This window comes from Mesorhizobium hawassense, from assembly GCF_003289945.1.
In the GTDB taxonomy this organism is placed as follows: Bacteria; Pseudomonadota; Alphaproteobacteria; order Rhizobiales; family Rhizobiaceae; genus Mesorhizobium; species Mesorhizobium hawassense.
This window is the reverse complement of the sequence record NZ_QMBP01000013.1, coordinates 150,998-164,256: the sequence shown is the minus strand read 5'-3', so window position 1 is coordinate 164,256 and position 13,259 is coordinate 150,998. Positions and strand designations below refer to the sequence as shown.

Below are 13,259 nucleotides of genomic sequence, written 5' to 3'. Positions count from 1 at the left end.
AAGCGATGCATATCCTCGCCACGACATCCGCTTCGCTCGACGATCTCGCCGAGCCGATCGATCTCAGGCAGACGCCTGCGGATGTCGTGGCGCTGTCCTTCACCGACAGCGACCTCGCCGGCCTGGTCGCCGCCTGGCAGGCCGACGCGGCGCGGCTGCCCTCGATGCGGCTTGCGGCGCTCCGCGACCTTCGCCACCCGATGTCGGTGGACCTGTGGATCGACAGCGTCGCTCGTCATGCCAAGGTCGTCCTCGTCCGCATCCTCGGCGGCTATGACTGGTGGCGCTATGGCTGCGACCAGCTCGCCGCGGTGGCGCGCGAGCGCGGCATAAAGCTGGCATTGCTGCCGGGCGAGAGCCATGACGAGGACCAGCGGCTGATCGAAGGCTCGACGCTGCCGCGCCCAGAACTCGACGCCCTGCTCGGCTATTTCCGCGAAGGCGGCCCGGCAAACATGGCGGCGCTGGTGCAGAGACTGGCGCGGCTGGCCGGGTCGGATGCAGCCGTGGCTGAGCCGGTGAGCGTTCCGAAGGCGGGATATTATCAGCCGGGAGTTGGTGTCTCAGAAAAGCCGTACCTCGCAAATGTCGGCGTTCCTTCGCACCCCCCTCTGTCCTGCCGGACAGAGGGGGGTGTGACGAAACTCGACCCCGACAACACCGGCGCTCCCGTCATCCCAATCCTCTTCTACCGCTCGATGTTGCTTGCCGCGGACATCGCGCCGATCGATGCGCTGGTCGACGCAATACGCTCGCAGGGCATGGCCCCGGTGCCGATCTTCGTGTCCAGCCTCAAGGATGCAACCTCCCTCGCTTTCGTCGAAACTGCTCTCGCTGCACTGAAGCCCGCCGCCATCGTCACCGCCACGGCCTTCGCCTCCGGCGCGGAGCCGGGTGCGGAGACCCTGTTTGACCGCGCCGGCGTGCCGGCCTTCCAGGTCATCGTCGCCACGACGCGCCGCGAGGTCTGGGAGAAAAACCAGCGCGGCCTGGCGCCCGCAGACCTTGCCATGCATGTCGTGCTGCCCGAGCTCGACGGCCGCATCCTCGCCGGCGCCATCTCGTTCAAGGGCGAGGTTGAGACCGATCCGGCGCTGGCCTTTCGCGCCTTTGCCAACTTGCCGGAGATGGATCGCGTCGCGCAGGTCGCCAAGCGCATCGCGGCGTTCGTTCGGCTGCAGCGGACGGAGCCGTCCGAGCGCAAGCTGGCGATCCTGATTCCGGATTATCCGAGCGCGCCCGGGCGGACAGGTTACGCGGTTGGGTTAGATGTGCCGTCCAGCGTGCTTGCCATGCTGCATGATCTGAAGGAACAGGGCTATGCGGTTGACGGGATTCCGCAATCGCCGCGGGAGCTGCTGGATGCGTTGGAAGTGGGTGGGCACGGCCTTGCCCTGACGGAGTACGTTGCCTTTTCAACCGAACTGCCTGAAGCAGCGCGAGCCTCGGTTAAGTCGGCATGGCGTAAGGCAGACGAGACAGGTATGCGCGAGGCCCCCCTCTCTGTCCTGCCGAACATCTCCCCCTCAGGGGGGGAGATTGGCAGCTCCGCCGCCGGCTCTCCCCTTGCTAGGCCGAAAATTGGCGAAAGCCGAGCGCAAGGAATAATCTCCCCCCTTGAGGGGGAGATGTCCGGCAGGACAGAGAGGGGGGCGACGGAACGCCTGCCTTTGAAGGCTGCCGCCCCGCAACGCTTCCCTTTCCGCGCCGCGACCTTCGGCAACGTCACCGTGGGACTGGCCCCCGACCGCGGCCGCTCGGCCGACCGCCGCGCCGACTACCACGACCCGACGCTGCCCCCGCGCCACGAACTGATCGCCTTCGGCCTCTGGCTGCAAAAATCGCTCGGCGTGCATGCTATTATCCACGTCGGCGCCCACGGCACGCTGGAGTGGCTACCGGGCAAGACTGTCGCGCTCTCCGGCACGTGTTTCCCCGAGATCGTCACCGGCTCGCTGCCGGTCATCTACCCTTTCATCGTCTCCAATCCCGGCGAGGCGGCGCAGGCCAAGCGCCGCATCTCGGCGATAACGCTCGGTCACCTGCCGCCACCCCTCATCGGCGCCGGACTCGACGAGACCCAACAGAAGCTCGAGCGGCTGGTCGACGAATATGCCCAGGCCGATGGACTCGACCGTCGCCGCCGTGACCGCCTGGCCAGGCTGATCGTCGAGACGGCTCGGAAAACCGGGCTTGCCTCGGAAGCCGGCGTTGCCAAGACCGACGCGCCCGACGAAGCGCTGCGTCGCATCGACGCCTGGCTTTGCGATCTCAAGGATTTCGCCGTCAAGGACGGGCTGCATGTCTATGGCCGCGCGCCGGAAGACGAAGCCGACCCGCTGCGCCGGCAAAGCGCGGAAGCCGAGAAGGTTGCCCTGCTCGCCGCGCTCGATGGTCGTCACATCAAGGCCGGACCCGCCGGCGCGCCGGCGCGTGGCCGCTCCGATGTGCTGCCCACCGGCCGCAACCTCTTCACCTCCGATCCGCGCACCATGCCGACGCCGACCGCCTATGATCTCGGACAGGCAGCGGCGGAAGAAGTCGTGCGCAGCTATATGCAGAGCCATGGCGACTGGCCGCGCTCGCTGGTCATCGACCTCTGGGGCTCGGCCTCCTTGCGCACGGGCGGGGAAGAGATCGCGCAAGGCCTGGCGCTGATGGGCTGCCGGCCGCAGTGGGATGCCGCCACCGGCCGCGTCACCGGCATCGAGGTGCTGCCGCCCGGAGCACTCGGCCGGCCGCGCGTCGACGTGACCTGGCGCATTTCCGGCTTGTTCCGCGACATGTTCCCGACCCAGATCGCGCTGATCGATGCCGCCGGCAATGCGGTTGCCGGCCGCGAGGAGGACGATTCCGAGAACCCGCTTGCCGCCGCCACCCGCGCCGCTGGCAAGATCAGCCCGCGCATTTTCGGCACCTCGCCCGGCACCTATGGCGCCGGCGTCGAGGATTTGCTGTCGCGCGGCGAATGGGCCGCGCGCGAGGAGATCGGCCGCGCCTATCTCGACGCCACCTCCCACGCCTATGGCGGCGCCGACGGCGAAGCGATCTCGGCGCCCGGCGCCTTCGAGGGCCGCATCGCCGAGGCCGATCTTCTCGTCCACACCGGTGACGATCCAGGCCGCGATATCCTCGAAGGCTCGGCCGATGTCGCCTTCATCGGCGGATTTTCGGCAGCACTTGCAGCACTTGGCCGCAATGCCGACGTCATCGTGCTCGATACGAGCGACCCGCAGAAGCCGAAGCCGCGTTCGGTCGGCGAAGCCGTCGCAAGGGTTGTGCGGGCGCGCGCCGTCAATCCCCGCTTCATCACCGGCCAGATGCGCCACGGCCCGCGCGGCGCCTCGGAATTCGCCGAGACGGTCGACCGTCTGGTCGGCTTTGCCGAAACCACGCATGCCATTTCGGGCGCGCTGATCGAGGCCGTGCACGACGCCTATGTCGGCGACCCGGACGTCCGCGCCTTCCTGCTGCGCGAGAACCCGGCGGCGGCGAAGGTCATCGCCGAACGCTTCCTCGCCGCCCGGCGGCGCGGCCTCTGGCATCCGCTCCGCAATTCCATCGACGACGATCTCGCCGCCTTGATCGCCGAGGCACAGGCCAGCGGGGTGGCGGCATGAACGCGTTCTCGCGCCGCGGCGCCTGTCCTGCCCTCAGCGCACCCATGCAAACCGGCGACGGGTTCTTGGTGCGGCTCAATCCGGTCGCGGGAGGACTTTCGCCGAAGTCGCTGATCGGACTCGGCGAATCCGCTCTGCGCCACGGCAATGGCATCATGGAAGTGACCGCGCGCGGCAGCCTGCAGATCCGCGGCCTAACGGCGGAAAGCGCCCGGTTGCTGGCGGCAGAGGTCGATGCGCTGGGCATTGCGGTGCGCAGTGGCGTTTCGGTCGAGACCGGGCCGCTGACGGGTATCGATCCGCAGGAGATTGCGGATCCGCGTCTGCTGGCAGATCGGATCAGGGTGGCGATCGAGGAGGCCCGGCTGACGGCACGACTGGGACCGAAAGTGTCGGTGGTTGTCGACGGCGGCGGGCAGTTGACGATGGACCGGGTGACGGCCGATGTAAGACTGGAGGCGGTGCGGGCTGGCGAGGATATCCGTTGGAGCGTATCGGTTGCCGGCGACGCACGCGGTGCAAGGCCGCTTGCGACAGTCGATGATGATGCTGCGCGCGACATCGCCGTGGCGGCTCTTCGGATGGTCGCCGAAAAAGGTCGCGAGGCGCATACGCGTGATTTGTCGGCGCGGCAGTTGGCGTCTCTGGCTGGCTGGCATTCCTTCGCGCCCCCCCCTGTCCTGCCGGACATCTCCCCCGCTTGGGGGGAGATTGGCAGCTTCGCCGCCGGCTCACTTTCCGCAACGAACTCTCCTATTCCGACCTCCGCGATTGGCGAAACCGACGGCGCCAGCCTAATCTCCCCCCAAGTGGGGGAGATGTCCGGCAGGACAGAGGGGGGCGCCGTAGAGCGCCTTCGCTCGCCGATTGGCCTCTTCAACCTAGGTAAGAGCCACGCCCTCGGTATCGGCCTGCCCTTCGGCAGCATGCCGGCCCAAAACCTCATCGACCTCGCCACGCGAGCCTCAAACCTCGGCGCCACCGAAATCCGCCTTGCCCCCGGCCGTGCCCTGCTTGTCCTCGGCCTCTCCCCATCCGTCTGCGTCTCACTGCAGGCCTCCGCCGCCGCCCTCGGTTTCGTCACCTCCGCCGCCGATCCCCGCACCCGCATCGCCGCCTGCCCCGGCACGCCGGCCTGCGCCTCCGGCCGCATCGCCACCCGCGCCATCGCCGAAGTGATCGCAAAGCAAAGCGCCGATCTCTTCGACGGCTCGCTCACGCTGCACATTTCCGGCTGCGCCAAGGGCTGCGCGCATCCGGGCCTAGCAACGCTGACATTGGTCGGCGACGAAAACGGAGCCGGACTTGTCGTGGACGGGACGGCAAAGGCCCTTCCTGCCGGATACAGGCCGGGCTATGACGCCGCGCGCGGGGTCGCCGGCATTGCGGCGGCGATCCACGACGCACGACATCAAGGCGAGACCGCCGCTGCCTGCCTGGCAAGGCTTGGCGCTGCGATGATCGCTGAACTCTATCGACGGAACCAGTGAATGGCCGCCTACGATTATATCCATGACGGGATGGCGATCTATGAGCGCTCTTTCGCCATCATCCGTGCCGAGGCGGATTTGTCGCGCTTCTCCGAGGCCGAGGCCGATGTCGCGATCCGCATGATCCATGCCTGCGGCCAGGTCGAGGCCGCCAGCCACTTCGTCTTCTCCAGCGATTTCGTCGCCGCCGCACGCGCGGCCCTTGCCGCCGGTGCGCCGATCTTCTGCGACGCCGAGATGGTGGCGCACGGCATCACTCGCGCCCGGCTGCCGGCCGGCAACGAGGTGATCTGCACGCTGCGCGACCCGCGCACGCATGACATCGCCAAGGCAATCGGCAACACCCGCTCGGCCGCGGCCATCGACCTCTGGGGCGAGCGCATGGCCGGTTCTGTCGTCGCCATCGGCAACGCGCCGACCGCGCTCTTCTATCTGCTCGAAAAACTGCGCGACGGCGCGCCGAAGCCGGCCGCGATCATCGGCATGCCGGTCGGCTTCGTCGGCGCCGCCGAATCCAAGGACGCCCTGGCAGAGAAATCCTATGGCGTGCCTTACGCCATCGTGCGCGGCCGGCTGGGCGGCAGCGCCATGACGGCGGCGGCGCTCAATTCGTTGGCGAGGCCCGGCCTGTGAACGCGATCATGAAAAGCCGGTTGGTTGGCGTCGGCACCGGCCCCGGCGACCCGGAATTGTTGACGCTCAAGGCGGCACGCGCGCTGGCCGAGGCCGACGTCGTCGCCTATTTCGCCAAGCGCGGCAACAACAGCAATGCGCGCGCCATCGTCGAAGCGCGCTTCCGGCCGGACATGATCGAGCTGCCGCTGCTCTATCCGGTGACGACCGAAATCGACAAGGATCACGACGACTACCGTTCGCAGATCACCGATTTCTACGAACAGTCGGCCGAACAGGTCGCCGAACATCTCGGCGCCGGCAGGATGGTCGCGGTGCTGTCGGAAGGCGACCCGCTCTTCTACGGCTCTTACATGCATCTGCATGTGCGCCTCGCCCACCGATTTCCGACCGAGGTCATCCCGGGCATCACCGCCATGTCGGGCTGTTGGTCGCAGACCGGCCTGCCTGTCGTCCAGGGCGACGACGTGCTGACCGTGCTGCCCGGCACGATGAGCGAATTCGAGCTGACCCGTCGGCTGGCCGATACCGATGCCGCTGTGATAATGAAGGTCGGCCGCAACCTGCCGAAGATCCGCCGCGCGCTGGAAGCGACCGGCAAGCTGGCCAAAGCCGTCTATGTCGAGCGCGGCACCATGCCGGGCAGCGTCTCGATGCGGCTCGCCGAAAAGCTGGATGACAAAGCGCCCTACTTCGCCATCGTGCTGGTCGCAGGCTGGTCGGCTCGCCCCGGAGCAAAGCCATGAGCGGCCGTCTCACCGTCATCGGCCTCGGCCCCGGAAACGCCGACCAGGTAACGCCGCAGGCCGCCAATGCAGTCGCCGAGGCTTCCTTCTTCTATGGCTACAAGCCCTATCTCGACCGGCTGGAACTGAGGGACGATCAGATCCGCATCGCCTCCGACAACCGCGAAGAGCTTGCCCGTTCCAATGAGGCGCTGTCCAAGGCGGCCGAGGGCCACAGCGTTGCAGTCGTGTCCGGCGGCGATCCCGGCGTCTTTGCCATGGCCGCGGCCATCTGCGAGGCGATCGAAGCCGGCCCGGCCGAATGGCGCGCCATTGATCTGTCGGTCGTTCCCGGCGTCACCGCCATGCTGGCGGTCGCCGCCCGCATCGGCGCGCCGCTTGGCCATGATTTCTGCGCCATTTCGCTCTCGGACAATCTCAAGCCGTGGGACCTGATCGAGCTGCGCCTGCTGGCGGCGGCCGGAGCCGGCTTCGTCATCGCGCTCTATAATCCGATCAGCAAGGCTCGCCCCTGGCAGCTCGGCCGCGCTTTCGAATGCCTGAAGGCGATCCTGCCCGGCATCACGCCGGTGATCTTCGGCCGCGCCGCCGGCCGGCCCGACGAGCGCATCGAGGTGTTTCTTCTGGCCGACGCCGACGCGGAAAAAGCCGACATGTCGACCTGCATCATCATCGGCTCGCCAGAGACCCGGATCATCAGGCGCGGTGAAAGGCCGGCGCTGGTCTACACGCCGCGTTCGGCAACGGGGTCGAAGAGATGACCGGCCATCGCGGCGAGCGCATCGACGGTTTCGGCCGAGGGAACGTCCGGCAGGGCCGGGCGGCGGACCATGACCACGTCGATGCCGAGCGCCCGCGCCGCGGTGATCTTGCCATAGGTCGCCTCGCCGCCGCTGTTCTTCGACACAATCGCATCGATGCCGTGCTGTTCGAGCAGCGCCCGCTCGTCCGCTTCCGGGAACGGTCCGCGCGCCAGCAGATAGAGCGCATCGGGCACCGCCAACTTGGGCTCGACCGGATCGACACTGCGGATCAGGTAACGGTGCTGCGGCGCGGCCTCGAAGGCGCCAGCCTCCTGCCGGCCGATCGCCAGAAAGACGCGGCGCGGCGCCGCGCCCAGCGCCCGCGCCGCCTCGGCGACACCGTCGACCAGCGCCCAGCGATCACCCGCGACGGGCACCCAGCCGGGACGTCGCAGCGCGAAAATCGGCACGCCGGCCTGCCGTGCCGCTTCGGCGGCATTGGCCGAAATACGGGCAGCGTAAGGATGAGTGGCGTCGATCAGCAGATTAACGCGCTCTTCGCGGAGATATGCAGCCAGCCCGTCCGCGCCGCCAAAGCCGCCGACACGCACAGGCACGCCTTGCGACACCGGGCTTTCGGTGCGGCCGGCAAGCGACAGCGTGACGGAGAAATCCTCGCGACGGGCAAGCTTCCCGGCCAGTTGCCGGGCTTCCGTCGTTCCGCCGAGGATCAAGATACGGTGGGTCATCATGCCTGCTAAAGGTCTGCGCGCCGCCAAGCCCGCCTCAAAGTGGCTCACCATCGTCGGCATCGGCGAGGACGGTGTAGCGGGTCTCGGCGACGAGGCCAAGCAGCGCATAGCTGGGGCGGACGTCATCTTCGGCGGCAAGCGGCATCTTGCTCTCGTCTCGAACCTGGCCAAGGGCGAAGCGCGCCCGTGGCCGACGCCCTTCGATACCGAGATGCGCGACGTGCTGGGGCTCGCGGGGAAACAAATCTGCGTGCTGGCTTCCGGTGACCCGTTCTTCCATGGCGTCGGCGTCACGCTGACGCGCAAGGTGAAAGCGGATGAGATGCTCGTCTTGCCGGCGCCCTCCTCCCTGTCGCTCGCGGCATCGCGCCTCGGCTGGGCGTTGCAGGACGTCGAGACCATCTCTCTGCACGGCCATTCGATCGACCTGATCCGGCCCCTGCTCCACCCCGGCGCGCGCATCCTTGCCCTGACATCGGACGGCGACGCGCCGGCGGCCATCGCCGGACTGCTCGACGAACTCGGCTTCGGCCCTTCGCGGCTGACGGTCCTCGAAGCGCTCGGTGGCTCGGACGAGAAGCGTCGTACCGCCCGCGCGAACGCCTTCGATGTCAAAAACATCAATCCGCTCAACGTGCTGGCGCTCGAAATTGAATCGACGCCGGATGCGCGCGTCCTGCCTTTGGCCGCCGGCCTTGCCGACCACCTGTTCGAGCATGACGGCCAGATCACCAAACGCGAGATCCGGGCAATCACGCTGTCCGCGCTGGCGCCAAAGCGCGGCGAGCTGCTGTGGGACGTCGGCGCCGGCTCGGGCTCGATCGGCATCGAATGGATGCTGGCGCATCCGTCGCTTCGCGCCATCGCCATCGAGGCCAACGGCGAGCGCGCCGCCCGCATCGCCCGCAACGCCGCGCATTGCGGCGTGCCCGGCCTCGTCGTGGTCGAAGGCGCCGCGCCCAAGGCGTTCGCCAGACTCGAAACGCCCGACGCCATCTTTATCGGCGGCGGCGGCAGCGATGCCGGCGTGCTGGACAAAGCGATCAAGGCGCTGCGTCCCGGTGGCCGTCTGGTCGCCAACGCGGTGACGCTTGAGATGGAGGCGCTGCTGCTCGACCAGAACAACAGGCTGGGCGGTGACCTGACCCGCATCGCGCTGTCGCGCGCCGCGCCCGTCGGCTCCATGCAGGCCTGGCGACCGGCCCTGCCGATCACGCAGTGGAGCTGGGTGAAACCATGATGGTCGCGGGCATCGGCAGCCGGAAGGGCGTGAGCGTCGAAGAGGTACTGGCGGCGATCGAGACCGCGCTTGAAGCGCATGGCCTCGCGATGACGGCGCTTTCGGCGCTGGCGACCGCCCCACTCAAGAAGGATGAGGCGGCGATTTCCGCCGCCGGCCGCGCGCTCAACCTGCCGGTGGTCATTGCCGATGAGCAGGTCCTGCGGCTGGCCTCGCCGGGCGCCCGCAGCCGCTGCGATCTCTCGCAGAGCCGCGCCGGCACGCCGTCGGTCTCGGAGGCGTCCGCCCTCGCGGTTGCCGGGGCCGGTGCAAGACTGCTGGGACCCCGCACGGTGCTTGGCCCGGTCACCTGCGCCATCGCCATCAGCGGAGACGCGCCATGACGGTCCATTTCATCGGCGCCGGTCCAGGCGCGGCCGATCTCATCACCTTGCGCGGCGCTCGGCTCCTGGCCAGTTGCCCGGTTTGCCTCCATGCCGGCTCGATCGTCGCCCCGGAGCTGCTCGAACACTGCGCGCCCGGCACGAAGCTGATCGATACCGCGCCGATGTCGCTCGACGAGATCGAGGCCGAATATGTCGCCGCGCACAAGGCTGGGCACGACGTCTCCCGCCTGCATTCCGGCGACCTTTCGGTGTGGAGCGCGGTCGCCGAGCAGATAAGGCGGCTGGAAAAGCACGGCATCCCCTACACGCTGACCCCGGGCGTACCCTCTTTCGCGGCGGCGGCGGCAGCACTTCGCCGCGAGCTCACCATTCCCGAACTCGCGCAAAGCCTGGTGCTGACCCGCGTCTCGGGCCGTGCCTCGAAAATGCCGCCGGGCGAGACATTGGCCGGCTTCGGTCGCACCGGCGCCACGCTTGCCATTCACCTTGCCATCCACGCCATCGACCGCGTCGTTGCCGAGCTGACACCGTTCTATGGCGCCGAATGCCCTGTGGCGGTCGTCTTCCGCGCCTCCTGGCCGGACGAACGCATCCTCACCGGCACGCTCGGCACCATTGAAGCGCTGCTGGCGGAAAACCCGATGGAACGGACGGCCATCATCTTCGTCGGCAGCGCGCTTGCCGCGCAGGATTTCGGCGAAAGCTCACTCTATGACGCCCACTATCAGCGGCGTTTTCGCGGACGGGACGGATTGTGAACGGCAGCGCCAATGCGAACGGACGGGCAAATGTGGAGCAGGCGCTGGCGCGGCTGAACTTCAAGCCACGCGAACTGGAGCGCGGCCATGTCTGGCTGGCCGGCGCCGGCCCCGGCGATCCCGGCTGCCTGACGCTGGAGGTGCTGGCTGCCCTCGGACAATGTGACGCGTTGGTCTATGACGCGCTGGTCTCGCCCGATGTCGTGGCGGTCGCGCAGGGCGCCGAGCTTTTCTACGCAGGAAAACGCGGCGGCCAGCCTTCGATGAAGCAGGACGACATCAACGCCCTTCTAGTGCGGCTGGCGCATGAAGGCCGCCGCGTCGTGCGCCTGAAGGGCGGCGACCCCTATATTTTCGGCCGCGGCGGCGAAGAGGCTTTGGCGCTGGCGCGCGAAGCAATTCCGTTTCGGGTCCTGTCCGGCCTCACCTCCGGCCTCAGCGCGCTTGCGGCCACCAGCATTCCCGCCACGATGCGCGGCATCAACAAGGCCGTCATCCTCGCCACCGGCCACGCCGCTGGTACGGATGACGATATCGACTGGGCGGCGATCGCCCACACCGGACAGCCGGTCGTCGTCTATATGGGCATGGCCAATCTGCCGGTGATCGCAGCAAAGCTGCTCAGCGGCGGCCTCGCGCCGTCGACGCCAGCCGCGGTGATCGTCGCGGCAACCACGCCGCAGGAGCGGATCGTCGTCGCCACGCTCGCCACCATCGCCGACGAAGCCGCGGCCGCCGGCCTCGCTTCCCCGGCGCTGATCGTGGTCGGCGGCATCGTCGCCATGCGCGCGGCGCTCGGTGGCGACGCATGACGGCGCGCGCGATCATCATCGGCGCGCCGCGCTCCGGCTCGGGCAAGACCAGCGTCACCATCGGCCTGCTGCGCGCGCTTGCCCGGCGCGGGCTGAAAGTGCGTGGCGCGAAGTCCGGGCCGGACTATATCGATCCCGGCTTCCACACCGCCGCCACCGGCCTGTCCGGCGTCAACCTCGACAGCTGGGCGATGCCGCCTTCCCTGCTCAATGCGCTGGCGGCCCAAGCCACGGACGACGCCGAATACGTCATCCTCGAAAGCGCGATGGGCCTGTTCGACGGCATCCCCGCACCGGAAGGCCGCTCCGGCTCGGCCGCCGATCTTGCGCGGCTCTACGGCCTGCCGGTGCTTCTGGTGCTCGACGTTTCCGGACAGTCGACCACGGCGGCTGCCGTCGCCAAGGGTTTCGCCACCTATGATCCGGATGTGCGCATGGCCGGCGTCGTGCTCAATCGCCTCGGCAGCGAACGCCACCGGCGTTTGTCGGGCGACGCGATCGAGGCGATCGGCCTGCCTGTGGTCGGCGCCATCCTGCGCGATCCGACGCTCAACCTGCCGGAACGGCATCTGGGACTCGTCCAGGCCGGTGAATACGAAAACCTGCTGGCACATCTCGACCGGCTGGCCGACATGGTCGAGAAATCGCTCGACATCGACGCCATTCTGGCACTGGCGACACCGCTCGAACCGGCGCCCGGCGACTTCGGCGAGGCCTTGCAGCCGCCCGGACAGCGCGTCGCGCTGGCGGAGGACGCCGCCTTCACCTTCCTCTATCCGCATGTCGCCACGCATTGGCGCAGGGCAGGCGCCGAGATCGTGCCTTTCTCGCCGCTCGCCGACGAATCGCCTTCGCAGCACTGCGACGTCTGCTGGTTGCCCGGCGGCTATCCCGAACTGCACGCCGGCAAGCTGGCGGCCGCAACGAACTTCCGAGCGGGAATGGGGCGCTTTGCGGCGACAAAGCCGGTTCACGGCGAGTGCGGCGGCTTCATGGTGCTGGGCGAAGTGCTGGAAGACGCGGACGGCGAGAGCCACAAGATGCTCGGCCTGCTCGGCCATTCGACCAGCTTCGCCAGGCGCAAGATGAACCTCGGTTATCGCGAGGCGCGGCTGCGAGCGGACTGCCCGCTGGGGCCGGAGGGCACACTGATCCGCGGCCACGAGTTCCACTACGCGCAGATGACCGCCACCGGCAATGACGAGCCGCTGGCCGACCTTGCCGATGGCCAGGGCAATCCGCTCGGCGCCTCGGGCTACCGGCGCGGCCATGTCAGCGGCACCTTCTTCCATGCCATCGCGAGGGGCGCATGAGCGGTCCTTCCGCCCCAAGGCAATTGCTTGACGATATCGGCCTCAGCCTCGTCTTCTTCACCCGGCTGAGGTTGCCGTCGAGCGATTTCGGCGGCCGCAGCCTGGCGGATGCGATCTGGGCAGCACCCTTTGCCGGGCTCGCAGTGGCGACCATCGGCGCGCTCGTCTACGCCATCGCCGCTGCCCTTGGGCTCGCCACCGGTCCGGCCGCGGCGCTGACGCTCGCCGCGACCATGCTCGTTACCGGCTGCCTGCATGAGGACGGGCTTTCCGACATCGCCGACGGTTTTGGCGGCGGCAGGACACGCGACCGGAAACTGGAAATCATGCGCGACAGCCGCATCGGCGCCTACGGCGCCGCCGCCCTCGGCATCTCGCTGCTCATCCGCTGGAGCGCGCTGTCCGAACTTGCCGGTCCCGGCCACATCTTCCTGGCGCTGCTTGCCGCGCATGCCGCCTCGCGCGGCCTTTTCGGCGCCTTCATGCACCTTCTGCCCCCGGCTCGCGCCGATGGCCTGTCCGCCAATGCGGGCTCCGTCACGACGGGGACCGCCATCATCGGTGCTGCGCTCGGCGCGGTGGCGCTGCTGGCGCTTGGCCTCGGCGGCGCGATCGCGGCGCTGATCCTGCTCGGCCTGCTCTTCGCCGCGTTCCGCTCGCTTTGCCTCAGCCAGATCGGTGGCCAGACCGGCGACACGATCGGCGCGCTGCAGCAGCTCGGCGAGATCGCGGTGCTGCTTACCGCTTCCGTTTGTCTTTCCTGATT

12 protein-coding genes are annotated in these 13,259 nt (G+C 68.3%); 11 read left to right on the top strand and 1 reads right to left on the bottom strand.

Annotated features, from left to right (window positions below; genetic code table 11):
• Positions 1-5 precede the first annotated feature (5 nt).
• Genes cobN through DPM33_RS24575 form a run of 5 tightly spaced genes read left to right on the top strand, consistent with a single transcriptional unit; the run spans position 6 to position 7,250 of the window.
• The gene (gene cobN / locus DPM33_RS24595) at positions 6-3,620 is read left to right on the top strand and encodes a cobaltochelatase subunit CobN (RefSeq protein WP_112099991.1); all 3,615 of its coding nucleotides are present in this window, start codon (positions 6-8) and stop codon (positions 3,618-3,620) included.
• Positions 3,617-5,110: a precorrin-3B synthase gene (cobG, locus tag DPM33_RS24590; protein WP_112099990.1), complete on the top strand. Its 1,494-nt coding sequence runs from the start codon at positions 3,617-3,619 to the stop codon at positions 5,108-5,110. Before cobN ends, cobG begins: the two co-directional genes overlap by 4 nt.
• Entirely contained in the window at positions 5,111-5,743 is a 633-nt protein-coding gene (locus tag DPM33_RS24585) for a precorrin-8X methylmutase (protein WP_112099989.1), read from the top strand.
• A gap of 8 nt (positions 5,744-5,751) precedes the next feature.
• A complete protein-coding gene (locus DPM33_RS24580) occupies positions 5,752-6,489 on the top strand; it encodes a precorrin-2 C(20)-methyltransferase (RefSeq protein ID WP_425373574.1) in 738 nt (245 codons plus the stop codon).
• Positions 6,486-7,250, top strand: a complete 765-nt coding sequence (locus tag DPM33_RS24575) for a precorrin-3B C(17)-methyltransferase (RefSeq protein ID WP_112099987.1) — start codon at positions 6,486-6,488, stop codon at positions 7,248-7,250. The genes DPM33_RS24580 and DPM33_RS24575 overlap by 4 nt, the downstream gene beginning before the upstream one ends.
• Here the strand turns inward: DPM33_RS24575 and DPM33_RS24570 are convergent.
• The gene (locus tag DPM33_RS24570) at positions 7,214-7,981 is read right to left on the bottom strand and encodes a cobalt-precorrin-6A reductase (protein ID WP_112100045.1); all 768 of its coding nucleotides are present in this window, start codon (positions 7,979-7,981) and stop codon (positions 7,214-7,216) included. The two genes, DPM33_RS24575 and DPM33_RS24570, sit on opposite strands and share 37 nt — an antisense overlap.
• Before the next feature lies 1 nt (position 7,982).
• Between DPM33_RS24570 and cbiE the strand changes: the two genes are divergently transcribed.
• Genes cbiE through DPM33_RS24540 form a run of 6 tightly spaced genes read left to right on the top strand, consistent with a single transcriptional unit; the run spans position 7,983 to position 13,257 of the window.
• Positions 7,983-9,224, top strand: coding sequence for a precorrin-6y C5,15-methyltransferase (decarboxylating) subunit CbiE (gene cbiE, locus DPM33_RS24565; protein WP_112099986.1), 1,242 nt, complete (start codon positions 7,983-7,985; stop codon positions 9,222-9,224).
• Entirely contained in the window at positions 9,221-9,607 is a 387-nt protein-coding gene (locus DPM33_RS24560; RefSeq protein WP_112099985.1) for a cobalamin biosynthesis protein, read from the top strand. The genes cbiE and DPM33_RS24560 overlap by 4 nt, the downstream gene beginning before the upstream one ends.
• Positions 9,604-10,368 carry a precorrin-4 C(11)-methyltransferase gene (gene cobM / locus DPM33_RS24555; RefSeq protein WP_112099984.1) on the top strand — a complete coding sequence of 255 codons (765 nt, stop codon included), beginning with the start codon at positions 9,604-9,606 and terminating at the stop codon, positions 10,366-10,368. The genes DPM33_RS24560 and cobM overlap by 4 nt, the downstream gene beginning before the upstream one ends.
• A complete protein-coding gene (cobA, locus tag DPM33_RS24550) occupies positions 10,365-11,180 on the top strand; it encodes a uroporphyrinogen-III C-methyltransferase (RefSeq protein ID WP_167449201.1) in 816 nt (271 codons plus the stop codon). The genes cobM and cobA overlap by 4 nt, the downstream gene beginning before the upstream one ends.
• Positions 11,177-12,493: a cobyrinic acid a,c-diamide synthase CobB gene (locus DPM33_RS24545; protein ID WP_112099982.1), complete on the top strand. Its 1,317-nt coding sequence runs from the start codon at positions 11,177-11,179 to the stop codon at positions 12,491-12,493. The genes cobA and DPM33_RS24545 overlap by 4 nt, the downstream gene beginning before the upstream one ends.
• Positions 12,490-13,257 carry an adenosylcobinamide-GDP ribazoletransferase gene (locus tag DPM33_RS24540; protein ID WP_112099981.1) on the top strand — a complete coding sequence of 256 codons (768 nt, stop codon included), beginning with the start codon at positions 12,490-12,492 and terminating at the stop codon, positions 13,255-13,257. Before DPM33_RS24545 ends, DPM33_RS24540 begins: the two co-directional genes overlap by 4 nt.
• Positions 13,258-13,259: the final 2 nt, after the last annotated feature.